Annotated in this window: 21 protein-coding genes and 1 pseudogene; 17 read left to right on the top strand and 5 right to left on the bottom strand. The window is 72.5% G+C overall.

All coding sequences use genetic code 11. The features are described 5' to 3' along the window. Window positions 1-60 precede the first annotated feature (60 nt). The 9 genes and pseudogenes from V6V47_RS16240 (at window position 61) to hpnH (ending at window position 9,159) form a co-directional block, all read left to right on the top strand. Window positions 61-246 carry a hypothetical protein gene (locus V6V47_RS16240; protein ID WP_334629053.1) on the top strand — a complete coding sequence of 62 codons (186 nt, stop codon included), beginning with the start codon at window positions 61-63 and terminating at the stop codon, window positions 244-246. Between the two features lie 309 nt (window positions 247-555). Next, window positions 556-1,413: a squalene synthase HpnC gene (gene hpnC / locus V6V47_RS16235; protein ID WP_334629052.1), complete on the top strand. Its 858-nt coding sequence runs from the start codon at window positions 556-558 to the stop codon at window positions 1,411-1,413. Beyond that, window positions 1,410-2,279: a presqualene diphosphate synthase HpnD gene (gene hpnD / locus V6V47_RS16230; RefSeq protein WP_334629051.1), complete on the top strand. Its 870-nt coding sequence runs from the start codon at window positions 1,410-1,412 to the stop codon at window positions 2,277-2,279. The genes hpnC and hpnD overlap by 4 nt, the downstream gene beginning before the upstream one ends. 8 nt (window positions 2,280-2,287) lie before the next feature. Then, the gene (gene hpnE, locus V6V47_RS16225; RefSeq protein WP_334629050.1) at window positions 2,288-3,652 is read left to right on the top strand and encodes a hydroxysqualene dehydroxylase HpnE; all 1,365 of its coding nucleotides are present in this window, start codon (window positions 2,288-2,290) and stop codon (window positions 3,650-3,652) included. Continuing rightward, entirely contained in the window at window positions 3,649-4,656 is a 1,008-nt protein-coding gene (locus V6V47_RS16220) for a polyprenyl synthetase family protein (RefSeq protein WP_334629049.1), read from the top strand. Before hpnE ends, V6V47_RS16220 begins: the two co-directional genes overlap by 4 nt. Beyond that, window positions 4,656-6,608, top strand: a complete 1,953-nt coding sequence (shc, locus tag V6V47_RS16215) for a squalene--hopene cyclase (protein ID WP_334629048.1) — start codon at window positions 4,656-4,658, stop codon at window positions 6,606-6,608. Before V6V47_RS16220 ends, shc begins: the two co-directional genes overlap by 1 nt. Window positions 6,609-6,655: 47 nt before the next feature. Next, a pseudogene (locus tag V6V47_RS16210) lies at window positions 6,656-7,147 on the top strand (phosphorylase family protein); the annotation flags it as partial. A 51-nt stretch (window positions 7,148-7,198) separates the two neighbouring features. After that, window positions 7,199-8,158, top strand: a complete 960-nt coding sequence (ispH, locus tag V6V47_RS16205) for a 4-hydroxy-3-methylbut-2-enyl diphosphate reductase (RefSeq protein WP_334629145.1) — start codon at window positions 7,199-7,201, stop codon at window positions 8,156-8,158. An 8-nt stretch (window positions 8,159-8,166) separates the two neighbouring features. Beyond that, window positions 8,167-9,159: an adenosyl-hopene transferase HpnH gene (hpnH, locus tag V6V47_RS16200; protein WP_334629047.1), complete on the top strand. Its 993-nt coding sequence runs from the start codon at window positions 8,167-8,169 to the stop codon at window positions 9,157-9,159. 28 nt (window positions 9,160-9,187) lie between these two features. Here the strand turns inward: hpnH and V6V47_RS16195 are convergent, their stop codons facing one another. Both V6V47_RS16195 and V6V47_RS16190 read right to left on the bottom strand, forming a co-directional pair. Then, entirely contained in the window at window positions 9,188-9,937 is a 750-nt protein-coding gene (locus V6V47_RS16195) for an SDR family NAD(P)-dependent oxidoreductase (protein ID WP_334629046.1), read from the bottom strand. Then, entirely contained in the window at window positions 9,928-12,681 is a 2,754-nt protein-coding gene (locus tag V6V47_RS16190; RefSeq protein ID WP_334629045.1) for a wax ester/triacylglycerol synthase domain-containing protein, read from the bottom strand. The genes V6V47_RS16195 and V6V47_RS16190 overlap by 10 nt, the downstream gene beginning before the upstream one ends. A gap of 98 nt (window positions 12,682-12,779) precedes the next feature. Here V6V47_RS16190 and V6V47_RS16185 point away from each other — a divergent pair, with 98 nt between their 5' ends. The 3 genes from V6V47_RS16185 (at window position 12,780) to V6V47_RS16175 (ending at window position 15,583) form a co-directional block, all read left to right on the top strand. Continuing rightward, window positions 12,780-13,634: a hypothetical protein gene (locus V6V47_RS16185; RefSeq protein ID WP_334629044.1), complete on the top strand. Its 855-nt coding sequence runs from the start codon at window positions 12,780-12,782 to the stop codon at window positions 13,632-13,634. Between the two features lie 173 nt (window positions 13,635-13,807). Continuing rightward, window positions 13,808-14,545 carry a phosphatase PAP2 family protein gene (locus V6V47_RS16180; RefSeq protein WP_334629043.1) on the top strand — a complete coding sequence of 246 codons (738 nt, stop codon included), beginning with the start codon at window positions 13,808-13,810 and terminating at the stop codon, window positions 14,543-14,545. A gap of 159 nt (window positions 14,546-14,704) precedes the next feature. Further along, the gene (locus V6V47_RS16175; RefSeq protein ID WP_334629042.1) at window positions 14,705-15,583 is read left to right on the top strand and encodes a DMT family transporter; all 879 of its coding nucleotides are present in this window, start codon (window positions 14,705-14,707) and stop codon (window positions 15,581-15,583) included. On the opposite strand, the gene V6V47_RS16170 is transcribed toward V6V47_RS16175, so the two are convergent. Then, a complete protein-coding gene (locus V6V47_RS16170) occupies window positions 15,580-16,221 on the bottom strand; it encodes a response regulator transcription factor (protein ID WP_334629041.1) in 642 nt (213 codons plus the stop codon). The genes V6V47_RS16175 and V6V47_RS16170 overlap by 4 nt on opposite strands. A gap of 8 nt (window positions 16,222-16,229) precedes the next feature. After that, on the bottom strand, window positions 16,230-17,336 hold the full coding sequence (locus V6V47_RS16165) for a sensor histidine kinase (protein WP_334629040.1): 1,107 nt from the start codon (window positions 17,334-17,336) through the stop codon (window positions 16,230-16,232). Window positions 17,337-17,475: 139 nt separating this feature from the next. On the opposite strand from V6V47_RS16165, the gene V6V47_RS16160 reads away from it, so the two are divergent. From V6V47_RS16160 to V6V47_RS16150, 3 genes are all read left to right on the top strand, one after another. Continuing rightward, entirely contained in the window at window positions 17,476-18,069 is a 594-nt protein-coding gene (locus V6V47_RS16160; protein WP_334629039.1) for a CDP-alcohol phosphatidyltransferase family protein, read from the top strand. Beyond that, window positions 18,066-18,536 carry a VTT domain-containing protein gene (locus tag V6V47_RS16155; protein WP_334629038.1) on the top strand — a complete coding sequence of 157 codons (471 nt, stop codon included), beginning with the start codon at window positions 18,066-18,068 and terminating at the stop codon, window positions 18,534-18,536. The genes V6V47_RS16160 and V6V47_RS16155 overlap by 4 nt, the downstream gene beginning before the upstream one ends. Window positions 18,537-18,741: 205 nt before the next feature. Continuing rightward, window positions 18,742-19,995, top strand: a complete 1,254-nt coding sequence (locus V6V47_RS16150) for a poly(ethylene terephthalate) hydrolase family protein (RefSeq protein ID WP_334629037.1) — start codon at window positions 18,742-18,744, stop codon at window positions 19,993-19,995. A 298-nt stretch (window positions 19,996-20,293) separates the two neighbouring features. Here the strand turns inward: V6V47_RS16150 and V6V47_RS16145 are convergent, their stop codons facing one another. Continuing rightward, entirely contained in the window at window positions 20,294-21,877 is a 1,584-nt protein-coding gene (locus V6V47_RS16145; RefSeq protein ID WP_334629036.1) for a hypothetical protein, read from the bottom strand. Between V6V47_RS16145 and V6V47_RS16140 the strand changes: the two genes are divergently transcribed. Together V6V47_RS16140 and V6V47_RS16135 are read left to right on the top strand one after the other, a co-directional pair. Next, window positions 21,876-22,352 carry a lasso RiPP family leader peptide-containing protein gene (locus V6V47_RS16140; protein ID WP_334629035.1) on the top strand — a complete coding sequence of 159 codons (477 nt, stop codon included), beginning with the start codon at window positions 21,876-21,878 and terminating at the stop codon, window positions 22,350-22,352. The genes V6V47_RS16145 and V6V47_RS16140 overlap by 2 nt on opposite strands. A gap of 163 nt (window positions 22,353-22,515) precedes the next feature. Continuing rightward, window positions 22,516-24,297 carry an asparagine synthase-related protein gene (locus tag V6V47_RS16135; protein WP_334629034.1) on the top strand — a complete coding sequence of 594 codons (1,782 nt, stop codon included), beginning with the start codon at window positions 22,516-22,518 and terminating at the stop codon, window positions 24,295-24,297. Window positions 24,298-24,304 lie beyond the last annotated feature (7 nt).

The following is a 24,304-nucleotide window of genomic DNA, read 5'->3' as shown; positions in this document are numbered from 1 at the left end:
AGGCATTCGCTGGGATTTCAAGTAGCCGGGGCGATAAGACCGACTAGGGTAATTTTGTACGTGTTCGAGGTGATCTCGATCTCCCGTGGCGCCACCAGCGCCACCGATGGCCGGGCCACCGTAATCCGCAGCGTGCTGCGCGCTGCCCCGCCGCCGGACGACCCGGCCGGGGGGACGCACCCGCAGCCGGCGATCCATCCGATCGTCGCCGCGGGGGTTCGCGCGCTCACCCGGACGGAGAGATGATGTCCCTGCTCGGCAGTGTCAACCAGCCCGCCGACCTCCACCGGCTGAGCGGCGACCAGGTCCGCCTGCTCGCCGGGGACATCCGGACGTCGCTCGACGCGGCCGAGCTGCTGGCTGAGGCCGGCGTCGGGCGCGGAGCATGCGTTGGACCCGCACGGCATCCACTCGGCGGTGTGGCACCGGCTCGCCCCGACCCGCCCCAGGCGGGACGCCGCCTGCCGGGCGCACACCGGCCCGCATACGCGTCGACCCCGCTGCCCGGATGACCCAGCACCGTCGGCCCCGCGCCTCAGAGGAAGGCAACCCCGGATGAGTCCACCCGCCGTCGCCCTGGCGGCCCGCCGGATCGAGCAGGCGCGGACGCAGGAGAACTTCCCCGTCGCGCTGCGGGTGCTGCCCCGTCGGCGCCGCCGTCACCTCCTCGCCGTCTACCGGTACGCGCGCCACGTCGACGACCTCGGCGACGAGCCCCTCGCACCGGGCGTCGACCGGCTCGGCGCCCTCGACCGGGTGGAGGCCGAGCTGCGGGCGCTGTACGACGGCTCGCCGGTGAGCGACCGGGTCGTCCGTGCCCTCGCGCCCACCGTGGCCGAGTGCCGACTGCCGCTCGACCCCCTGCTCCGGCTGATCGAGGCCAACCGGGTCGACCAGCACGTCAGCCGATACGCGACGTTCGCGCAGCTGGTCGACTACTGCACCCTCTCGGCCAACCCGGTCGGGGAGCTGGTCCTGCACGTCTTCGGGCAGGCCGGGCCGACACGCCTCGCGCTCTCCGATCGGATCTGCACCGCGCTGCAACTCGTCGAACACCTTCAGGACGTCGCCGAGGATCACCGCCGGGGCCGGATCTACCTGCCCGCCGAGGACCTCGACCGGTTCGGCGTCACCGAGGCCGATCTCGCCGGCCCCACCGCCGGCCGGCCGCTGCGGGAGCTCATCGGCTTCGAGGCGGAGCGGGCCCGGGCCTGGCTCGACGCCGGCGCCCCGCTGGTGGCGGATCTGCACGGGTGGGCCCGGCTGGCGGTGGGCGGCTACCTCGCGGGGGGCCGGGCGACGCTCGACGCGCTGGCCAGCGCCGACCACGACCCGCTGCCGGTCACCGTCCGGCCCCGGAGCCGCCAGGTCTTTCGTCGCTGGCTGAGCGCGATGGTGCGGAGCGCCGGATGACCGCGACCACGGACGTGGCGGCCGCCTACCGCCGCTGTGAGCACATCACCCGCAGTCAGGCCGCCAACTTCGCGTACGGCATCCGGCTGCTGCCGCCGGCGAAACGCCGCGTCCTCTCGGCCATCTACGCCACCGCCCGCCGCATCGACGACATCGGCGACGGCCACCTGCCGCCGGCAGAGAAGCTGGAGCGGCTGGAGGAGATGCGGGCGGCGCTGCGGCGGTTGCCCGGCGGCAGCGGCGGCGACCCGGTCCTCACCGCGCTGGGTCACGCCGCGACCCGGATGCCGATCCCGCTCGGGGCGTTCGACGAGCTGATCGACGGCTGCGCCGCCGACGTGACCGGCCGGCGGTACGCCACCTTCGAGGAGTTGCACTGGTACTGCCGCTGCGTCGCGGGCTCCATCGGCCGGCTCTCCCTCGGTGTGTTCGGCACCGCCGACCCCGCTCGCGCCGCGCCGCTGGCCGACGCGCTCGGCGTGGCGCTGCAGCTGACCAACATCCTGCGCGACCTGGTCGAGGACCGGACCGACGGCCGCATCTACCTGCCCGCCGGGGACCTGGAACGGTTCGGCTGCACGCTGAGCCTGAACGACGGCGGGTTCACCGACCCGCCCGCGCGGCTCATCGAGCTGGTGCGGTTCGAGGCAAGCCGGGCCGCCCACTGGTACGACATCGGGCTGCAGCTTCTGCCGATGCTGGACCGGCGCAGCGCGGCCTGCACCGCCGCGATGGCCGGCATCTACCGGCGGCTGCTCACGCGCATCGCCGCCGACCCGCTGGCGGTCACCCACCGCCGGGTGTCGCTCCCGGGGCACGAAAAGGCCTGGGTGGCGGCCCGCGCGCTCGTCGGGCGGCCGGCATGACCGGGTCGATGGAATCCCCACCGACCGGCACGGGCGCGGTCTGCGTGATCGGCGGCGGCCTGGCCGGCATCACCGCGGCGATCCGGCTTGCCGACCTCGGCCTGTCGGTGACGCTGCTCGAGAGCCGGCCGGAGCTGGGCGGAGCCACCTACTCCTTTCGCCGTGCGGGCCTGACCGTCGACACCGGGCAGCACGTCTTCCTGCGCTGCTACCACGCCTACCGGGGCCTGCTGGAGCGGCTCGGGACCACCGCCGGCACCGCCCTGCAACCGCGTTTCGCGGTGCCGGTGCTGCTCCCGGGGCGGGCACCGCACCTGCTGGCACGTCGCCGGCTGCCGGCCCCGGCGCATCTGCTGCCCGCCCTCGCCGGTTACCGGCTGCTCAGCCCCGGTGAACGGCTCGCCGCGGCGCGGGCCTGCGCGGCGCTGCGGCACGTCGACCCGGACCGGCCCGCCACCGACGCGCGCAGCTTCGGCGACTGGCTCGTCGAACACGGCCAGAGCGAACGCAGCCGCCGGCGGCTGTGGGATCTGATCTGCGTGGCGGCGCTGAACCTGCCCTGCGGCGAGGCGTCGCTGTCGCTCGCAGCCCAGGTGTTCCGCACCGGGCTGTTGGACGACGCGGACGCCGGCGACATCGGCCGGGCCCTGGTCCCCCTGGTCGACCTGCACGGGGTCGCGGCCCGGCGGCTGCTGGCCCGGCTCGGCGCCTCGGTGCACACCCGGTCCCGGGTGCGCTGGATCCACCCGGAGACCACGGGTTTCCGGATCGGGTTGAATGACGGCGAGCTCACCGCGGACGCCGTCGTGTTGGCCGTGCCGCACCAGGTCGCCGCGTCGCTGGTGCCGCCGGCCGCCGCGCCCACCGCCAGCGACTGGCACCGGCTGGGCGCGGTGCCGATCGTCAACGTGCATCTGCGCTACGAACGCCCGGTCACCGCGCTGACGATGGCCGCCGCGGTGGAGTCCCCGGCTCAGTGGATCTTCGACCGGTCGGCGCCGGACGCCGACGACCAGCACCTGGTGGTCTCCCTGTCGGCCGCCGACGCCGATGTCGACCGTCCCGCTGCCGAGCTGGTGGCGACGCAGCGGGCGGCCCTCGCCGAGCTGTTCCCGGCCGCCCGACGCACTCCGGTACGCGACGCGTTCGTGACCCGGGAGCCGCGGGCCACCTTCCGGCAGGCCCCTGGTACCCGGGCGTACCGGCCGGTGCCCACCACCCGCCTGCCGGGGCTGGTCCTGGCCGGCGCATGGACCGACACCGGCTGGCCGGACACGATGGAGGGCGCGGTGCGCAGCGGCCGGGAGGCCGCCGACGTCGTCGCCCGCCAACTCGTGTCCCGGCCCCGACACCACACGGAGGCCGCACGATGACTGTTGTAGGCAGTAGCAGCACTGACCAGATCCAGAGCCACGTCGAGCCGGCCATCCGCGCGCTGCTCGACCGCCTGGACCCCGGCAACCGGTTGGTCGCGGGCTACCAGCTCGGGTACTGGGACGCCGACGGGTCGCCCGCCACCCGGCAGGGCAAGGGACTGCGTCCCATGCTGGCGCTGCTCTCGGCTCGGGCCACCGCCGCTGAGCCCGAGGCCGGTGTCCCGGCCGCCGCCGCGGTCGAGCTGGCGCACAACTTCTCGCTGCTGCACGACGACGTGATGGACGGTGACACCGAACGTCGCCACCGCCCGACCGCGTGGACGGTGTTCGGGGTCGGTCCGGCCATCCTTGCCGGCGACGCCCTCATCGGGCTGGCGTACGAAGCGCTCGTCGAGGTGCCCGGCGGGTGTGCCGCGGCCCGGCGGCTCGCCCTGGACGTCCGGGCGCTACTCGCCGGGCAGGCGTCCGACCTGGGCTTCGAACGGCGCGACGACGTCACCCTCGACGAGTGCCTGACCATGGCCAGGAACAAGACCGCGGCGCTGCTCGCCGGCTCGTGCGCGCTCGGGGCGCTGCTCTGCGGCGGCCAGCAGACCCTGGTCGACGGCCTGTCCCGGTTCGGCCTCCACCTCGGGTTGGCCTTCCAACTCGTCGACGACCTCCTGGGGATCTGGGGCGATCCGCAGCGCACCGGCAAACCGGTCGGATCGGATCTGCGCTCCCGCAAGCGCAGCATCCCGGTCGTCCGTGCGGTGACCAGCGGCGGCAACGCCGGTCGCGCCCTGGCCGAGCTGTACCGGTCGCCGGCACCGCTGGCCGCCGACGACGTGACTCGGGCGAGCGACCTGATCGAGGCGACCGGGGCGCGCGAGTGGACCAGGCAGCGGGCTCGGCAGGAGACCGAGCGGGCTCGGGCGGAACTGGCCGCGCTGGATCTGCCGGAGGACGTACGCGGCGAGCTGACCGACATCGCCGCGTTCATCACCGGGCGGGACCACTGATGACGGACCTGCTGTCTCCGGAGCCCACCGCGTCCGCCTCGATCGGCCCTCCGACCGGCGCGCACCCGCCCGACGCCGCCCAGGACGCGCTGCGTCGCGCCCGGGACCACCTGCTCGGGTTGCAGGACGAGGCCGGCTGGTGGAAGGGCGAGCTCGCCACGAACGTCACCATGGACGCCGAGGACCTGCTGCTACGGCAGTTCCTCGGCATCCGGACGGCGGAGCGGACCAGTGAGTCGGCCCGATGGATCCGGTCCCAGCAGCGGCCGGACGGGTCCTGGGCGACGTTCCACGGTGGTCCGGGGGACCTCTCCACCACCATCGAGGCCTACGTGGCGCTGCGGCTGGCCGACGACCCGCCGGAGGCGCCGCACATGGCGGCCGCCGCCCAGTTCGTCCGCGCGCACGGCGGTGTGGCGGCGAGCCGGGTCTTCACCCGGTTCTGGCTGGCCCTCTTCGGCCACTGGCCGTGGTCCCGGCTGCCCGCCATCCCGCCCGAGCTGGTGCTGCTGCCATCGTGGATGCCGTTCAACATCTACGACTTCGCCTGCTGGGCCCGGCAGACCATCGTTCCGCTGTCGATCGTCCGCGCGCTGCGTCCGGTGCGGGACCTCGGCTTCTCCGTCGACGAGCTGCGTACCCCGGCGCCGGCGTCGCGACCGCCGCAGCTCACCTCGCGGTCCGGACTGCTGTACCGGCTCGACCGGCTCGCCAACGGCTACGAGCGGATCGCCCGGGGACCGGTCCGCCGGCACGCCCTGCGGCGCGCCGCCGAGTGGGTGGTGGCCCGGCAGGAGGCCGACGGCTCGTGGGGTGGAATCCAGCCGCCCTGGGTGTACTCGCTGATGGCGCTGCATCTGCTCGGCTACCCCCTGGACCATCCCGTGCTGCGGGCCGGCCTGACCGGGCTGGACCGGTTCACCGTGCGGGAGCAGACGCCGGACGGCCCGATCCGCCGGCTGGAGGCGTGCCAGTCGCCCGTGTGGGACACCGCGCTCGCCGTCATCGCCCTCTCCGACGCCGGCCTGCCGGCCGGGCACCCCGCGCTGGTCCGGGCGGGGAGCTGGCTGCTCGACGAGGAGATCCAGGTCCGCGGTGACTGGGCCGTCCGCCGTCCGCACACCCCGGTCGGTGGTTGGGCCTTCGAGTTCGACAACGACGGGTACGCCGACACCGACGACACCGCAGAGGTGATCATGGCGTTGCGGCGGACCGCCGTACCGGTCGAACCGGCCGTGCTGCGCGCGACCCGGTGGCTGCTCGGCATGCAGTGCCGCGACGGTGGCTGGGCCGCGTTCGACGCCGACAACACCCGTGCGATCCTCGGCGACCTGCCGTTCTGCGACTTCGGCGAGGTCATCGACCCGCCCAGCGCCGACGTGACCGCCCACATCGTGGAGGCGCTGGCGGCGGAGAACTACACCGACACCGTGCCGCTGCGCCGCGCCGTGCACTGGCTGCTGCGGGCCCAGGAGCCGGACGGCTCCTGGTTCGGCCGCTGGGGCGCCAACCACGTGTACGGCACCGGAGCGGCGGTGCCGGCCCTCGTCGCGGCCGGCCTGCCACCCGGTCACCCGGCGATCCGCCGTGCCGTCGACTGGCTGCTCGCGCACCAGAACCCGGACGGCGGGTGGGGCGAGGATCTGCGCTCCTACCGGGACCCGGCCTGGATCGGCCGCGGCGAGTCGACCGCGTCGCAGACCGCCTGGGCACTGCTCGCGCTCCACGCCGCGGGCCATGGCGCGGGGGAGCCGGCGAGTCGCGGCGTGGACCGGCTCGTCGACAGCCAGCGCCCGGACGGCGGCTGGGACGAGCCGCACTACACCGGCACCGGGTTCCCGGGCGACTTCTACATCAACTACGGGCTGTACCGGCTGGTCTTCCCGATCAGCGCGCTGGGTCGGATCCTGGGCGCGCGGGCGGCCGGGGCCGAGGCCACGGTGACCTCGTGACACGCCCGGACGACCCGGATGGTCCGCCCTGGACGCTCTACGCGCCCATGCGCCTGGAAGCCGCCGCGCTGCGGCGCGGCCTGCCCGACCGATCGGGACAGGTGGCGCTGCGCCGTACCGGCGTCGGGCCGCGGCGTGCCCGCTCGGCCGTCGCCGGTCGGCGTGCCGCGTCGGGCCCGGTGGCCGTCGCCGGCATCGGCGGGGGACTGGCCCCCGGCCTGGCCCCCGGCGACGTCGTGGTGGCCAGCGAGGTACGCGTCGACCCGCTGACCCCGCACGGGCCGCCGGGCGTGCTGCGCATGCCGGACGCCGCTCTGCTCGCGGCCGCGCTGCGCCGACGTGGGCTGCGGGTGCACGTCGGCCCGGTGGTCAGCACCCACCGGCTGGTCAACGGCCCGACCCGGGACCGGCTCGCCGCGACCGGCGCACTGGTCGCCGACCTCGAATCGGCGTGGCTGCTGGACGGCGCCGCCGCGCCGGCGGCCTGCGTCCGGGTGGTGGCCGACACCGCGGCCGGGCCGCTGTACCGGCCGGCCACCCTGCGCCGGGTCCGCACCGCGCTGCGCGTGCTGCCGGCGGTCTCGGCGGCACTGGCCGAGTGGGCGGCGGCGGCGGGCAGCGTCCACCGGGTCGTGCTGGCCTCGCCCCGATCCTTCTGCGCCGGAGTCGAGCGGGCGATCGCGGTGGTGGAGCAGGCCCTGCGCCGGCACGGTCCACCGGTGTACGTGCGCAAACAGATCGTGCACAACGCTCGGGTGGTGGCCGACCTGCGAGCCCGGGGCGCGGTCTTCGTCGACGAACTCGACGAGGTCCCCGACGGGGCGCTCACCGTCTTCTCGGCGCACGGGGTCGCGCCGGCCGTACGTCAGGAGGCCGCCGACCGGCGGCTGCCGGTGATCGACGCCACCTGCCCCCTGGTCACGAAGGTGCACGCCGAGGCGCGCCGGTTCGTGGGCCGGGGCGACACGGTGCTGCTGATCGGGCACTCCAGTCATGAGGAGACCGACGGCACCCTCGGCGAGGCGCCGGAGCGGATCCGCCTGGTGCCCGACCCGGCCGCGGCCGGGACGGTGCGGGTGGACGACCCGACCCGGGTGTCGTACCTGGTGCAGACCACGCTGGCGACGGACGAGGCCGCGGAGATCATCAATGCGCTGCGGCAGCGGTTCCCGGCGTTGTCCGGTCCCGGCTCGGACGACATCTGCTACGCCACGACCAACCGGCAACGGGCCGTTACCACCGTCGCCGGGCAGGCCGACCTGGTCCTCGTGGTCGGCTCGGCAAACTCCTCGAACTCCCGCCGCCTCGTGGAGGTGGCGGAGCGTGCCGGCTCCCGGGCCCATCTGGTCGAGGACGTGGGCTGCGTGGACCTGCGCTGGCTGGTCGGGGCCACGACGGTCGGGGTCACCGCGGGCGCGTCCGCGCCGCCGGGGCTGGTCGACGAGCTGGTCGCCGCCCTCACCGCGCTCGGGGCGGGGGAGGTGAGCGAACACACCGCTGCTGTGGAAGACGTGCGTTTCACCCTTCCGAAAGAGGTACGTCAGCCGTGAGTATGCCAATGCGTCAAAGCCTGCGGGTCGCGCAATACCTGGTCGGGCAGAAGCTGCGCCGGCGGGAGCGGTTCCCGCTGCTGCTCGAGTTGGAACCGCTGTTCGCCTGCAACCTGAGCTGCGCGGGCTGTGGCAAGATCCAGCAGCCGGCGAGCCTGCTCAAGCGCCGGATGCCGGTGGAGCAGGCGTTGGCCGCCGTGGAGGAGTGCGGGGCACCGATGATCTCCATCGCGGGCGGCGAGCCGCTCATGCACCCGGAGATCCACACCCTCGTCGCCGAACTCGTGCGGCGCAAGAAGTTCGTGTTCCTCTGCACCAACGCCGTGCTGCTGCCCAAGAAGATCGAGAAGTTCCGCCCGTCGCCGTACTTCGCCTTCACCGTGCACATCGACGGGCTGCGGGACCGGCACGACGCGTCGGTCTGCAAGGACGGCGTCTTCGACGAGGCGGTGGCGGCAGTGCGGGACGCGCAGCGGCGCGGCTTCCGAGTCACCACCAACACCACGTTCTTCAACACCGACACCCCGCAGACCGTGATCGAGGTGCTCAACTACCTCAACGACGACCTGCGCGTGGACGAGATGATGCTCTCGCCGGCGTACGCCTACGAGAAGGCACCCGACCAGGAGCACTTCCTGGGCGTCACGGAGACCCGGGAACTGTTCCGCAAGGCATTCGCCGGTGGCCGGCGGGCGCGCTGGCGGCTCAACCACTCGCCGCTGTTCCTGGATTTCCTCGAGGGGCGGGTCGACTTCCCGTGCACCGCGTGGGCGATCCCGTCGTACTCGCTGCTGGGCTGGCAGCGGCCCTGTTACCTGATGGCCGACGGGTACGCCGAGACCTACCGGGAGTTGCTCGACGAGACCGACTGGGACAGCTACGGCCGGGGGCGTGATCCACGCTGCGCCAACTGCATGGCGCACTGCGGCTACGAGCCGACGGCGGTGCTGGCCACCATGTCCTCGCTGCGCGAGTCGCTGCGGGCGGCCCGGTTGAACTGAACGTCGTGGCCGCAAGACATCGGCCTGGTCAGCCGAATCGGCTGGCCAGGCGGCGGTACACCGCCGGCAGCAGGCCCTGCACCGCCACCGGCACCCGCAGCCAGGCCGGCAGGTAGACCTCCGCCTGGTTCCGGACAATCGCGTCGGTCACCGCCTCGGCCACCCGGTCCGCCGGGATCGGCCGGGGCCGGGTCCGGTGGTACGGCCGACCCCGACTGGCGAAGAACGCCGTCTGCACCACCCCCGGCACGACCACCGTCACACGGACCCGACGGCAGGCGGGTTCCAGTCGGAGGCTCCGCGCGAAGGCGTCGAGGCCGGCCTTGCTGGCCGCGTAGACGGCCTCCTCGGCCACTCCCAGTCGGCCCGCGATCGAGCCGACGAAGACCAGGTGTCCGCCGCGGTGGCACATGCCGGGCAGTAGTGCCCGGGTCAATTCGACCGGGGCCCGTAGGTTCACCGTGAGCACCTCCTCGGCGCGCTCGGCCGGCATCGTGCCGAACGGCCCCGCCCAGCCGACGCCGGCGTTGTTGACCAGTACGTCCACCCGGCCGTGCCGGTCCATCGCCCGCTCGGCAAGCTGTCGGGCGGCGTCGGGCCGGCCAAGGTCGGCCAGCAGCGGGATCGCGCCGGTCTCGGTGGCGATCCGGTCGAGCCGGTCTGGGTCCCGCCCGGCCGCGAGGACGTGGCCGCCCGCCCGGGTGAGCCGCCGTACCAGCGCGGCCCCGATGCCCGACGACGCGCCGGTGACCAGGACCACCGCCCCGGTCAGGCGCACCGCCGTACCCCCGGCGGTGCCGGCCCGGCGGGCACCACGACGTCAGCGGCCAGGCCGCCGCGGGCCGCGGCTGGGTCGCCGTCTCCGCCGGGGGACAGGGCGTCCCCTTCCGCGGCTGCGTCGCCGTCGTTCCCGCCCGGGGACAGGGCGTTCGTGTCTGCGGCCGCGTCGGCGTCGGTGAGCAGCTCGGCCAGGTTGGCGCGCAGCGCGGCCACGAAGGCGGTGCCGCGGTCGGCGAGCGACTCGTCCAGCAGCACCCCGATCTCGAAGGTCGGGCCGCACCGCAGCACACCGACGCCCACCGGTACGCCGTCGGCCAGGGCGACCACCGGGGTGGCCGTCCGCACCGACGCACCGGCCAGCCGGTGTGTCCGAAACGGCGCCGGCATGTAGGAGACGATGACGTTGAGGTGCCGGCTGGTGTAGACGCGGCGGGCCGCCGCCGAGTGCAGCGGCGCGGGGAGCACGCCCATCGCCCGCATCACCAGGCCGGCGGCCTCGGCCTCTCCGCTGGCGAGCGCGGCGCGCAGCGACTCGCGTACGGCGGTGACCCGGTCGCGAGTCGCCACCCGCGCCAGCGGAAGGTCGAGACTGACGGCGCCGGTCCAGTTTCCGTGGGTGGCCGCGCGCCGCCGTGGGCTGGTGGAGACCGCGAACATCGCCCGCAGCCGTGGGGGCGCCGGCGCCGGATGGACCCGCTCCAGCGCCCCGGCGGTGAGGGCCACCATCAGTTCGCTGGTGTGCGCGCCGCAGGCCCGGGCCGCGCGGAGGACCTCGGCGGCGGGCAGGCTCACGGTGACCAGCCGCCGACGCGGCGAGCGGAGGGGCCGGTTGAGCGGGCTGCGGGGCGCAGGCCCCTGTGTGGCGAGGCGGGCCAGCCCACGCGCGGTGAGCCGTGCCTGCCGGGCCAGCTCCCGGGCCCGGTCGCCCGGAGGGCCCCGCCGGTCGGCGCGCGGGGTCGGTGCGCGGCCCGGGTCCGCCGCTGCATCGGCCCGGTCGGGGGCCGGAACCCGCGTCGGGGCACCGGTGTCGGGTGCGGCGTCGCGTGATGGCGGCCGGTCACCGGGCGGGTCCATCAGGCGGTGCAGGACACCGATCGCGGAGAGCCCGTCCCCGAGGCAGTGGTGCAGCTTGACCGCGACCCGGGTACGCCCGCCGGAAAGGCCGCTGACCAGCAGCATCCGCCAGGGCGGGCGGTCGAGGGTCAGCGGCTCCGACCAGAACTGGTCCACCGCGGCACCGCCGTCGTCGTCGGGCCCGACCTGGACCTCGTCGAGGTGCGCGGCGGGGTCGGCGTGCCGGTCGACGACCCATCCGGGCCGGCGCCACCGGCCCCGGGACACCAGGCGGCGACGCAGGGTCGCTATCGCGGGCAGCCGCCGGGCCAGCACCGCGGTCAGGTCCGCCCGGGTGAGCGGCCGGCCGTCCGGGCGAGGGTCCAGATCCAGCACCGTACCGATCTGCTGGGCCACCGTCGGCGACTGCACATGCAGAAAGAAGGCGTCCTGCGCGCGCAGCGGCCAGCTCGGCGGCCTGCCGTCCGGCACCCGCCCGCCGGGCCGCGAACCGTCCCGCGCCGGCGCCACTGCCGGCGGTCGCCGCTCGGCCAGCGCCGGCAGCCCGAGGTATGGCAGGAACGGCTCGGGTGGGACCTCGACCAGGCGGGCCGCTGGTCGATCGACCAGCCGGGTACGGACGCACGCGACGAGGGCGGCCGGATCCTGGGCGGTCTCGGCGAGCCCGGCGGCGGTCATCAGCGCGGCGTTTGCCGCTCCGTGTGCGGCGATGGGCCGGTACATCACGACCGGCGTGTCGGTGGCCCACGCCTCCAGCGCCGTGGCTCCGCCGGCGTTGGTGACCAGCAGTCGGGCGGCCCGCAGCAGGGTCGGCATGTCGTCGACCCACCGGCGGACCACCAGCCGACCCGGGGCGCCGTTCAACGCCTCCAGCCGGTCGGCGAGCCCCTCGTTGCGCCCGCAGACGGCGACCACCTGCACCGCGTCCCCGATGCCGACCAGCGCGGCGATCGCCTCCTCCACGGCACCGAAGCCGTACGAGCCGCAGGCGACCACGACCGGCGCCCGTTCCGGGTCGAGACCGCAGCGCCGGGCGGCTTCGGCCTGGTCGCCAGGGTGGAACCGATCGAGTACCGGTGGGGCGCAGACGCCGAGGGGTGCTCCGGGCGCGGCGACCGCCGCCACCGGCAGCGCCGCCGGGTGCACCACGACGTCCAGGTCGAGCTGCGGGTAGACCCAGAAGGGGTGTGGGGCGAAGTCGGAGACCCAGGCGCCCATCGGTACGTCGAGCCCGCGATGCCGGCGGAGCCAGGCCAGCCCCGCACTGCCAATCGGATAGGTCGAGACGATCAGGTCGGGGTCGAACGCCTCGATGGCCGGCGCGAGCCGGCGGCCCGCCCAGGCGCCGGTGAACCACTTCGAGGACGTGGCGAACCAGCGGTGCCGCCAGAGCGAGGCCCAGAAGAACTCGTACAACCAGGGTGTCGTCGCGACATTGGTGACGTAGGTGCGTCGGAAGCCGCGGCCGACGCCGGGCCCCATGACCTCGAGCGTGTCGACCCACCCGACCCGGCTCCCCGGCCAGAGCGCGTGTACGCGCTCCTCGAGCGCCCGGCCGGTGGCGTCGTGGCCACCGCCGATGTCGGCCGAGACGACCAGCACCCGCCGGGCGATCCGCTCGGCCGGCTCGGGCCCGGCGGGCGGAGCCGGCTGCCCGGTCGCGTTCACCGGCCGCTCGCACGACCGGTGCGATACCCGGCCGAAGACGGGTATGCGCAGGTGTTCCGGGCGGTCCCGTCCGGCGTCCAGGACCACGGGAATCCGTCATGGCCTTTGGCTTCGTGCTCGCGATCATCGCCGCGTCGTGCAGCGCCACCGCGGCGATCGTGCAGTCGATCGGCGCCCGCCGGGTGGCGGCCACCGAGCACCTCGACCCGCGCCTGCTGTTGCGGTTGGTTCGCAACGGCCTCTACGCCACGGGTCTGGCGCTGGACGGTGTGTCGTCGCTGCTCACCTTCACCGCGCTGCGGACCACGCCGCTCTTCGCCGTGCAGGCGACGCAGGCGGCCAACCTCGGGATGGTCGCGCTCCTGGCCCTGCTCGTGCTGCGGATCCGGCTCGCTGTCTGGGACTGGGTGATGATCGGTGCGGTGGTGGTCGGTCTGATCCTCCTGGTGTTCACGGCGGCCAGCGGGCCCCCGGACGAGGTGTCGGGATCGGCCGGCTGGTGGCTGCTCGCGGTGGTGCTCGCCCTGGCCGTCGGGGCGTACCTGGGTAGTCCGCGGATGTCCGGGCCGGCCGTGCCGGGTCTTCTCGCCGGGCTGTCGTTCGGTTGCGCGGCGCTCGGTGCGCGGCTGATCGGCGGGGCCGGCACGGTCGGCGACGTGCTGACCAGCCCGGCCACGTACGCCGTGGTGCTGGCGGGGCTGACCGGCCTGCTGCTCTACGCCACCGCCCTGCAACGCGGCGCGGTCACCGTGGCCTCCGCGTCGACGACCCTCGGGCAGACCCTGGCTCCGGCGGTGGCCGGCTGGCTGCTGCTCGGTGACGGGGTACGGCCCGGGACCATGCCCGTGGCGGCGGTGGGGTTCGCGCTGGCCGTCGCCGGGGCGGTCGCGCTCGCCCGGCACGCCGAGCCGCACCCGCCGCAGCGTGAGGAGGCGACCCACAGTCGGTGCTGAACCGGGACGCGCGGACGCGGTCGCTGACATGTGGGTGCTCCCAGGCGGTGCACGGCAAAGGGGCAGCGCCCCTTTCGAGATGATCGTCAGCTTAACGAGCTAATTGCACCTTCTTGGGATATTTTCCAACTCTGGTACCGGACGCGGAGCGGAGGACCGAACGGAGCGGAGAGATGGCAGCGCGGAGACCATCGCGGAGGGGCGGGCGGCCGCCGCGGCCGCTCGGCGTACCCGCCCTGGTCCCCGTGCCGGGCGGCTGGTGGTTCGACGGGCTCCTGCTCGTCGCGCTGGTCACGCTGACCGCCGCGCTGGTCTGGTGGTCGCCGCTGCTGCGCCTGGACATCGCCGTTCGCGACTGGTGCGATCAGCGCCGCCCCCCGCCGCTGGCCACGGTGATGCTGATCTTCGACTATCTCGGGCAGGGCGGCGCGCTCACCCTGGTGACCGTGCTGGTCTCCTTCTGGCTCGCCTGGCGGCACCGCTCGGTGCGCCCGATCATCCCGGCCGGGCTGGCGCCGATCATCAGCACCCTGCTGATCGTGGGGCTGAAACGGTGGACCTCGCGCGGCGCCCCGCACCACGGGTCGGTCCGGATGTTCAGCAACGGCGTCGAGGAGTTCTACCCCTCGGGCCACGTGAGCAACAGCATCGTCTACTACGGGGTGCTGGCGATGCTGCTCGCGCCGTACCTGCCCGTGGCCGCCCGCCGGCTGCTGCAGTGGCTGCCCGGCGTTCTCACCTTCGTCGGCACCACCTACCTGGGCTACCACTGGCTCACCGACAGCATGGGCGGCTACCTGCTCGGCCTGCTGATCGTGCGGCTGCTCCTGCGGGTGCCGTGGCGGACCGTACCCCTGCCTCGATGGTTGGACCGCCCGCCCCACCGAGCTGGCACCGGACGGCCCGTTTGACCCGGTTCGTACGGGGAAGGCGCGAGCGACCGGAGACACGGACGATCGGCCCGTCCGGCACCCCTGACCGGGTCGCGGTGCTGCTGCGTCAGCGCGGACCGACACGTGACGTCCCTTGGTGGAGGAGGCAGCCCAGGTGAACGGTCCGGCTGGCGCGCGATGAACGCGGTGTGGGAGATGGCGGCCGGGATACCGGTCGCCCTCGGCGCCGCGGCGGCGTTCGCCGGGTCGTCGGTCCTGCAGTTCCGCGCCTCGCACCAGGTGCCCGAGGCGCCGGCCGGCCGACCCAGCCTGCTCTTGGCGCTCTTCCGCCTGCGGGGGTGGCGGTGGTCCGTGGTGCTCGCGTTGGTGGCGTTCGCCCTCCAGGTGGTGGCGTTGAGCCTGGTCCCGCTGATCCTGGTGCAGCCACTGCTGGTCACCGGGCTCGTCTGGTACATCCTGCTGTTCGCCGCAGCCGGGCACGACCGCGTCGACCGGACGATGCTCATGGAGTCGATGCTCTGCCTGATCGGGCTGGCCGCCTTCCTGGCGATCGCCCGGCCGACCCGCGGTCGGGGTGCGGGGCTCGAGTCGTTCTGGCCGGCGTTCCTGCTCTGCGTCGCCGTGGTCGTCGGCGTGGGACTGAGCGTGGTGGCCGCGTTGGGGCTGAACCGGCGCTGGCGCCCGCTGCCCCTGGCCATCGCGGCCGGCATCTGTTACGGCGTGACGGCCGGCTTGATCAGCAGCCTGGCGCTCCACCTCGAGGAGAACCCGGCGGCGATCTTCGGTCAGTGGCAGGCGTACGCCATCGCCGTGCTCGGCCCGTTCGGGGTGTTGCTCAGCCAGAACGCCTACCAGGCCGGCCCGATGGGCGCGCCCGCGCTGGCCGCGATCACGGTCACCGACCCGCTGGTGGCCATCCTGGTCGGGCTGTTCTGGTTGGACGAGGTGATCCGCACCGGCCCGTTGTTCGTCCTCGGTCAGGCGCTCGCCCTGGCCCTCGTGGTGGGCGCGGTCTTCCTGCTCGCCAGGCGGGCACCACACGTCAATGGCGCCTAGGGCGGCGGGGAGAGGCCGGCCTGGATGGCCAGGATGGCGGCTCGCACGCGGTCGCGGCTGCCGGTCTTTGCCAGCACGTTCGCGACGTGGGTCTTCACCGTGCTCATGGACAGATGAAGGTTTCGCGCGATCTCGTCGTTGTTGAGCCCGGCGCCGATCAACGTGAGCACGTCGGTCTCGCGCGCGGTCAGCTGGTGGGCGGCGAGATCCACCCGGGTGACCGGGCCGGTCGACCGCACACGATCGAGAACGGCGCCGGTGATCTCGGCCGAGAGGATCGCGCCGCCGGCCGCGACGGTACGCACGGCGGACAAGAGGTCGTGGGCACTGCTGCGTTTGAGGAGGAACCCACGCGCTCCGGAGGCGATGGCGTCCAGGACGTAGGCATCATCGTCGAAGGTGGTGACGATGATGACGGCCGGGGCATGGGGTATCGCGGCCAGCTCCCGGGTGGCGTGAAGGCCGTCCAGCACCGGCATGCGGATGTCGACGAGGGCGACGTCGATGCGGGGATCGCGGCGGACGGCATCGAGGAGCTGCCGCCCGTCCGCGGCGTCGGCTGCGACGTGGATGTCCGGCTGGGAACGCAGGATCTGGCTGAAGCCGTCGCGGACCAGTTGCTGGTCGTCGGCGATCACGACACGGATCATGGCTTCGCCACCGGCAGGATGGCCTCCACCACCGTGCCGCCGCTGGGGCGCCGGTTCACGTGCGCGCTGCCGCCGAGCGCCCGCGCGCGTTCCTCGATGCCGAGCAGTCCCGAGCCGCGCGTCACGGCCTGCGGCGGACCGATCCCGTCGTCGCTCACCCGCAGTCGGGCATGGCCGCCGACGCGGATCAGCTCGACCCAGGCGGTCGTGGCGTTCGCGTGGCGGGCGATGTTGGTGATGGCCTCCTGAGCGATGCGGTACGCCGCCAGTACACCCACCTCGTCGAGTCCCGGCTCGGCGTCGAGGCGGACCTGCACCGTCACGCCCTGCTGGCGCAGCGGCTCGGCGAGCAGTTCGTCGATGTCGGACAGGCGTGGCGGGGCGCTCACGACGATCGGCGCGGCCGGGTCGCGGAGGTGCACGACGAGCGTGTCGAGCTCGCGCAGGGCGGTGCGGCCACTGTTCGCGATTGTCCGCAGCGCCCCTGCCGGGTCGCTGCTGAATTGCCCGGCCTCGGCCTGGACCACCATTGCGGTGACGTGGTGACCGACCACGTCGTGCAGTTCGCGGGCCAGGTTGGTGCGCTGTTCGAGCCAGGCAGCCTGGTCACGTAGCGCGGTCGTCTCCCGGGTCAGGGCGTTGCCGCGGGACCAGGAGCGCAGCAGGACGGCAAGGAGGTAGCCGGCCGCCACGAAGAGGAAGGGCTGGGCGTAGAGCCCACGGTGGTTCAGAAGGGCGATGGCGAGGGCGCCGGCGGCACCGGCCGAGCCAGCCGCCCATCCCAGCCATGGTCGGCGGGCCGGATCCTCGGAGGTCGAGACGAATACGAGGCCGGCCGCCGCCAGGCCCAGCTGGACCGACTCACCGGTGCTCACGATCGCCACGAACCCGGCGCAGGCCGCGAGGACCACTGGCCGATGGCCGCGCGGTAGAGCCATGGCCGTGAGGGCGGCGGGCAGCACAAGCCACACCCAGCCCGCCGGTACGAGCACACCATCGTCGACCGTCGCGACGACGACTGCGACGATCAGACCCGTCGCGGCGTAGGTGAGCCGGCGCACTCCTTCGAGGCTGCGCACCCAGTGCCCGATTGCGGTAACCACCTGCACAGTCTCGATGATCCGCCCTGGGTCAGCCAGGTACCCAGGTACCAGCCCAACCGGTACCCCGGTACCGCAGCCGCGCCGAGGTCGGCACCCCGGTACGTTCCGCCGGACGGCCCCAGAACCGCACGCTGCAGGGGTGACTCTCGTTGACTCCCGGCCCGCCCTGCGGGTCGGCCCGCTCCTCACCGTCCCCAACTACATCACCGTCATCAGGACCCTCGCCGCCGTCACACTCGGCATCGTCGCCCTCGGGTCCGGCTCTGTCGTCCTGATCGCAGTGGCGTACGGCATCTACTGGCTCGGCGACATGCTCGACGGCCTGGCTGCGCGGTGGCTCGGCCAGGAGACCCGGGCCGGTGCCGTCCTGGACATCGTGAGCGACCGGGCCTGCACCGCCGTGCTCTGTATGGGCCTGGTCGCCCTGAGGCCTGATGTCTCGCTGGTCGCCATCGTGTTTCTGCCATCGTTCATGGTCCTGGACACGATGCTGTCGCTGGTGTTCCTGTGCTGGCCGGTGGTCAGTCCGAACTACTTCCATGTCGTCGACCGGCGCGTGTGGGCATTGAATTGGTCGCCCCTGGCGAAGGCGGTCAACACCGCCGGGGTCATCGGTGCGGTGGCCTTCGGCCACTACACGGTGGCCGTGATCGTGGCGCTGGCCGTCCTCGCGGTCAAGGCGTGGTCCGCCGCGGCGGTAGCCAAGCTGCTGAGACGGGATGGCTGGGCGTGAACGGTGTCGTCGAAGCCACGGCCGCACTCGGCTACGGTTTCGCCTCGGCTCTCGTCCCCGTCGTCAACGCGGAGGCGTACGCCGTTCTCGCCGGGCGGCCGGGCGGGTACGCCGTGATCGTGGTGGTCGCTCTGGCGGTCGGGCAGACCGCGGGGAAATTGTTGCTGTTCGAAGCCGCTCGTCGAGGAACCGGCCGGTTGGCCCGCAGGCTCGCACGACGCGGCCAGTCCGGGCGCGTGGCTGCCCGGGCTGCCCGATGGGCCGAGCCTGTCCGCCGCTGGCTCTCCCGCCGCCGCACCGGTCTGCCGGCGGTGCTCGTCTCCGCCTCCGTCGGCGTCCCACCACTCGCTCTGGTCAGCATCGCTGCCGGGACCGCCGGCCTGCGGCACTGGGAGTTCGCCGTCGCATGCCTGCTCGGGCGCGTCGTGCGTTTCGCCCTCCTCGCCCTCCTCTCGGCCCTCGCGTGACCTCGACCGCAACCTGGCGGCGCTGAAGCGTCCGAACGAAGCCCACACTGGTGATTGTGCCGATCCCCACGTTGGAAGTCTCTGCTTCGATCGATGCCTACCGATGAAGAGTGACCCCTCGGTCATCGGGAGCAGATGCGTCTCGCGTAACCGACAGAACAGCGCCCCCGCAGTCGATCGGGCGCAGTCAGAAGGGATCTCCGACATGTCTCGCACCAGCGGCCGACTCCGAGCACTCGGCGCAATGTCCGTCAGCCTCATCGCCCTGGGCGCCACCTTCGCCGTCATGCCCCCCGCCTCCGCCGCCACCGCGATCTACAGCGAGACCTTCACCAACGGGCTCGGCACCTTCACCACGTCCGGCTCCGTCACGAACAGTGCGGGCGCCGCCCGGTTGGCCGCGTCGTTGGTGTCCGACCCGTCCATGACGTCCGCGCCCATCAGCCTGACCGGCTACAGCAGCGTGACGGTGTCATACACCCGGGCGGCGTCCGGGCTCGACCTTGGCGAGAGCTTCACCGTGGGCTACTCGGTGTCCGGCGGTGCGTTCACCACGCTGGAAACCGCCCGCACCGCCACCGGCGCGGCGTCGTTCAACCTGCCGGCGTCGGTCAATGGCCGCGACCTGCGGCTGCGGTTCACGCTGGACGCCAGCAGCATCCTCGAGACGTTGACCGTCGACAACGTGCTGGTCCAGGGCAACAACGCCGGCCCGGACCCGACCGACCCGCCGGGCGGCTCGCTACCCCCGGTGAGCGACGTGACGAGGCCCGGTCCGTACGCGGTGACCATCGACCAGACCGCCGGTCCCAGCGACGACGGGTGGCTGGTCTACCCGACGAACGCCGGCCAGAACGGTGTGGATCACCCGGTCCTCATCTGGGGCCCGGGAGCGGGGTCCGACCCGGCCGCCTACGAGGACATGCTGCGCCAGTGGGCGTCGCACGGGTTCGTGGTCTACAGCGAGGTCTCGTCCAGCAGTGGCGACTACATGGTGGACGCTCTCGACTGGTTGGAGGACGAGAACGCCAGGTCGGGCAGCCCGCTGTACCAGGATCTCGATCTCGCTGAGGTGGCCTTCGGCGGCCATTCCCGTGGGTCGATCGGAACATTCGACGTGGCCGACGAGCCGCGGCTGGAGACCACGATCCACGTGGCCGGCGGCTCCTTCGACGGCAACGGTCCGAACAATCTGCGCAACCCGGCGCTCTACATCGGCGGCGACGAAGACTTCGCCACCCCGAACGTCGAACGCGACTACACCAACACCAGCGTGCCCGTGTGGTTCAACATCCTCGACAACACCGACCACATCATGGCTACCCGCAACGCCCAGCACATCATCACCGCCTGGCTGCGATGGCAGCTGGCCGACGAGGAGTTCCGCCGCACGGAGAACTTCCTGAGGTCCAACTGCACCTTCTGCAACCTCGGCGATGTCGCGTACAAGAACTGGTGATGGCCCGCTGAGCATGTGACCCCGTCCCGCCGCCACGCCGGCGGGGCGGGCCCAGGTGGTTGTCCCGCGTGTCGGGACGTGCGCGTGGTTGCCACGATGGCGGGATCCGGCCAGCTCCAGGACGAGCGGGTCGGCCGCTGCCGAGCTGGGGCCACCGGCGGTGCGTTCCGACCAGCCACACGTCGCCGACGATACGAATCCACGACGGTCCCGCACAGGTCCAATTCCGGAGATCGGACCTGTGCGGGACCGGATGCCCTCACCTCGTGCGTTACTCCACTGCCCAGCGATCGGACGATCAGCCGAAGCAGTTGGGAACAGGGGGCGAGCTGGGTGTGCAGTTGGTGGGCCGGTTGCCGGTGATGGCCGACTTCTGGTCCACGGTGACCTGGCCGCCGTCGTTGAAGATCCCGCCGGGCGCCAGGGTGGAGATGTTGTCCGTGACCTTGCTTTCGGTGAGGGTGAGCCTGCTGTTGTTGTAGATTCCGCCGCCCTGGGAGCTCGAGCCGATGGCCCGGTTCCGGTCGACGTGGGTGCGGCGCAGGACGACGGTGCCGCTGCCGTTGTAGACGCCGCCGCCGTGTTCGACGGTGCTGTTCGTGCTGGCGGTGTTCTCGTTGATCCAGCTGTCCTCGGCCACGAACTGGCCGATCTGGTTGTACACGCCGCCGCCGCGTTGGCCGGTCTCGTTGTGGTGGACCTTGCCATGCCTGAGGTGGAAGACGCCGTCGGCGAAGATTCCGCCGCCCTCGCTGCTGGCTCGGTTGTCGTTGACCTCGACGTTCCTGGCTTCGGTGGTGGAGTTGATGCCGCCGCTGATGCCACCGCCACGGAAGCCGGCGGTGTTGTTGTCCAGGCGGACGTTCTCGAGCACGGCGACCTGGCTGTTCGACAGCCCTCCACCCGTCCCACCCAGCGGCAGGGCGCTGAAGATCCCGATCGTGTTGTTGTAGCTCAGTCGGGTGTTCTGCACGATGAGGTTGCCGTTGTTGAAGATGCCTCCGCCACTGAACACGGCGCTGTTGTTGCTGATGTTGCTGCTGTTCTCCTTCTCCTTCTCCTTGCCGTCCCGGTCCTTGCCGTGGTCGCTCCCGCCAAGGATCTTCGTGACGCCGAAGTTGGCGATACCGCCACCTGAGCCGTTGGTGTGGTTGTAGACCACGTCGGTGTTCTCGATGACGGCCCTGCCACCGACGTCGATCCGGATGCCACCGCCGCCAGCGCCGACTCCACCGGCAGCCTGGCCGCCCTTGATGGTGACGTCGCGCAGCGTCAGGTCGCCGCCGGCTCCGACCTCGAGGATCCGAAACGGGGTGGCGTTGGCCGCGCGGACGATGGTGGCTCCGTTCCCGTCGATCGTGACCGGCTGGGTGATGATCGGCAGGCCGACGGCACCGAAGGGCACGGGCGGTGGGGGAGCGGACCTGGTGAGCGTGTAGGTGCATTTCTCGGCGAGGCGGAGTCTCGCCCCGGAGCCCGCGTTCGCGCGTACGATCGCCGCGATCAACTCGTCGGCGTTACAGGACACGGTCCGGAAGTCGTCGCCCTTTCCGTCCCCGCGGTCGTTGTCCTTCTTCTGATCCTTGCCGTCGCGGCCGCCCGGGTCCTGTCCTCCGTGGTCGTCGCCGCTGGTCCGGCTGCCCTCGGTCAGGACCTGGGCCCCGGCGTTCGACAGGCTGCTGCCAACGTTCCCGAACGCTCCGCTCACCCCCGCCGGAGCGAAGGCGGCCAAGCCGGCCACTCCGGTCAGTCCGGCCACCCCGGCGACGAGCCAGCGTGCCCGCCGCCTCTTCGGTGGACACGGCTGATTCGCCGCTACTTCACTGATGTTCGGGTGTAAGTAGGTGGACATCGAGCTACCCAGCCCTTCTCCGCACGACATGTCTCTGCACGTCACAGCCGGTACAGAAGGCGACAAATCGGTTGCCGCCGCCAACGTGAACGTAGTTGAGCGTTCCGCCGGCCAACCGGACTTACGCGAGAAATACCTTCATTCAGTGCATAAGCGTCAAACTTCGCTTTGGCCCCATCACGACCAGGCGTACCTCTGGCACCACGGTGTCCTGTCCGGGCCGCTGTCCGGGACGGCCGCATCGGCGCTGGTAGAGCAGTGCGGGCCTGTCCCGGACAGGAAGGCGCGATTGCCGGTCGTCACCCACGGATATCTGATTGGTGTCAGCGAGGCAGTCACAAGGATCGCCTCGGACACCGATTACAAAGAGGTGAACAGCATGAACGAGAAGACGATGGGCTACGAGGCCCCCGCGCTGGTCGAGGTCGGCGACTTCACCGAGCTCACCCGCATCACCAACGCCGGAGAATGGTCCGACCTGTGGGGCGGCTGGTTCGACCTCTGAGTCGATCCGACGTTCGCACGACAACTAACGCACGACAACTAACGCACGACAACTAACGCACGTCGAACACCGCATCAACGCGCCGGGGTGGTCGGCCAACTGCACCAGGGCTGACCACCCCGGCGTCATGCGTCTCACGGGATTCTCGCCGAAGGGAGCGGGCATGCGGTTCATCATTCTTCCCGACCACGAGGCATCGGAGACCCTGGCCCAGCGGCACGGCGGAGGACAGTCGATCCGGCATCCGTCCGGACGGCCGTGGATCATCGGCCACTGGGAGCACGACGACATCGTCGTGGCCCGTGCCGGCGACCGTGCCCTGGTGCTCCTCGGCCGGACCGCCGAGACCAGCGAGAGTCTCACCGGGCGGCTCGAAGCTGTCCGGACCGTGGCCGACCTGGACGCCGTCGCTAGGGACGTCCCGGGCTGCTACCACCTCATCGGATCGATTGGCGGGGTCACCCGGGCACAAGGCAGCTTGTCCAACCGGTACCAGCTCTTCACCGGTTCGGTCGACCGGGTCGCGGTCGCGGCTGACCGTGCCGACACGATCGCCGCCCTGACCGGCGCCGGCATCGACGAGGAAGCCGTCGTGCTCCAACTCGTCGCACCATTCGGGCCGCCGTGGCCGTTGCGCGAGCGATGTGTCTGGCGGGGCGTCGAGCAGTTGCCGGGCGGGCGGTTCCTCGTCCTGAACGGCGATGACCCGATCGCCCGTACCCATCGGTGGTGGACACCGCCGGAGCCGGAGCTGTCACTGGCCGACGGCGCGCACGCCGTGCGGGCGGCACTGGTTGCGGCCGTCGCCGCGCGCGCCCCAAGCGGCGGCGGGTCGTTCAGCGCTGATCTCTCCGGCGGGCTGGACTCGACCAGCCTCTGCTTCATCGCCGCCGCCGGCGGGGCCGAGCCGACGACGTTCCGTTTCGCGCCGCTCGACGAGTCGAACGAGGACGAGCGGTGGGCGGGGTGGTGCGAGGATCAACTGCCGGGCAAACATCTGGTGATACCCGGCGACGAGGCGCCCTCCTGGTACGAGGTGTCCGAGGACGACGATGTCGAGGGGCCCTTTCCGTTCGTCCGTACGCGGGCTCTGGCCAGTTGCATCGCCGCGCATGTCGGGTCCCACGGCTCCCGGCGCCACCTCCAGGGGATTGGCGGCGACGAACTCTTCTCCGCCAGCACGTTGACCCTGCACGACCTGGCCCGGCGCCATCCCACCGCGGCGGCGCGGCAGATCCTGACCACCAAGGCGATGCGTCGCTGGTCGGTCGCCACGACAACGCGGTTCCTGCTCTCCGGTGTGCCCTACCACCGGTGGTTGGCGCGTGCCGGCCGGCGGTTGACCGCGCCGCCCGGTGAGATGACGCACGCGCACTGGGAGCTCGCCACGACCCTTCCGCCGTGGATCACCGCGGACGCCGCGGACGTGGCACGACGCCTCTACCGGGAGGCGGCCGCGAGCCGACCTCGACCGGAGGCCACGCCACCCGCGCAGCACGAGATGATCCGGATCACCCAGTTCAACGGAAGCGCCGCACGGCGCAGCTCGCGGGTCGCGGAGCGCGACAGCGTCACGCTCGAGAACCCGTACCTCGATGACCAGGTGCTGAACGCGGCGCTGTCGGTCCGGTTCGCCGATCGGATGGTCAGCGGCCGGTTCAAGCCGGTGCTCGGCGAGGCGATGCGGGGCATCATTCCCGACGGGCTGCTCGACCGGCGGACCAAGGGCGACTACAGCGCCGAGCAGTTCGCCGGCCTGCGCCGCCACCGCGACGACCTGCTCGCGCTCTTCGACGACGCCGAGCTGGCCCGGATGGGCCTCATCGACACCGATCGGCTGCGCGCCGACGTCTTCGGCGTCCTGCCGAACTCAAAGCCATTGATCCCGTTCGAAAGGACCCTGTCCTGTGAGGCCTGGCTACGCGATGTGGCCCGAGCCGCCTGACGAAGGA

It is taken from the genome of Micromonospora sp. CPCC 205539, assembly GCF_036906815.1.
Taxonomy (GTDB): domain Bacteria; phylum Actinomycetota; class Actinomycetes; order Mycobacteriales; family Micromonosporaceae; genus Micromonospora.
The sequence above is the reverse complement of the archived record's forward strand: the minus strand, read 5'-3'. Positions and strand labels throughout refer to the sequence as shown.

Coding starts and splice junctions, on each gene's coding strand:
- hpnC (WP_334629052.1), top strand. CDS start 556: ATGAGTCCACCCGCCGTCGCCCTGGCGGCCCGCCGGATCGAGCAGGCG.
- hpnD (WP_334629051.1), top strand. CDS start 1,410: ATGACCGCGACCACGGACGTGGCGGCCGCCTACCGCCGCTGTGAGCAC.
- hpnE (WP_334629050.1), top strand. CDS start 2,288: ATGGAATCCCCACCGACCGGCACGGGCGCGGTCTGCGTGATCGGCGGC.
- V6V47_RS16220 (WP_334629049.1), top strand. CDS start 3,649: ATGACTGTTGTAGGCAGTAGCAGCACTGACCAGATCCAGAGCCACGTC.
- shc (WP_334629048.1), top strand. CDS start 4,656: ATGACGGACCTGCTGTCTCCGGAGCCCACCGCGTCCGCCTCGATCGGC.
- hpnH (WP_334629047.1), top strand. CDS start 8,167: ATGCGTCAAAGCCTGCGGGTCGCGCAATACCTGGTCGGGCAGAAGCTG.
- V6V47_RS16185 (WP_334629044.1), top strand. CDS start 12,780: ATGGCCTTTGGCTTCGTGCTCGCGATCATCGCCGCGTCGTGCAGCGCC.
- V6V47_RS16180 (WP_334629043.1), top strand. CDS start 13,808: ATGGCAGCGCGGAGACCATCGCGGAGGGGCGGGCGGCCGCCGCGGCCG.
- V6V47_RS16175 (WP_334629042.1), top strand. CDS start 14,705: ATGAACGCGGTGTGGGAGATGGCGGCCGGGATACCGGTCGCCCTCGGC.
- V6V47_RS16150 (WP_334629037.1), top strand. CDS start 18,742: ATGTCTCGCACCAGCGGCCGACTCCGAGCACTCGGCGCAATGTCCGTC.
- V6V47_RS16140 (WP_334629035.1), top strand. CDS start 21,876: ATGTCTCTGCACGTCACAGCCGGTACAGAAGGCGACAAATCGGTTGCC.
- V6V47_RS16145 (WP_334629036.1), bottom strand. CDS start 21,877: ATGTCGTGCGGAGAAGGGCTGGGTAGCTCGATGTCCACCTACTTACAC.
- V6V47_RS16135 (WP_334629034.1), top strand. CDS start 22,516: ATGCGGTTCATCATTCTTCCCGACCACGAGGCATCGGAGACCCTGGCC.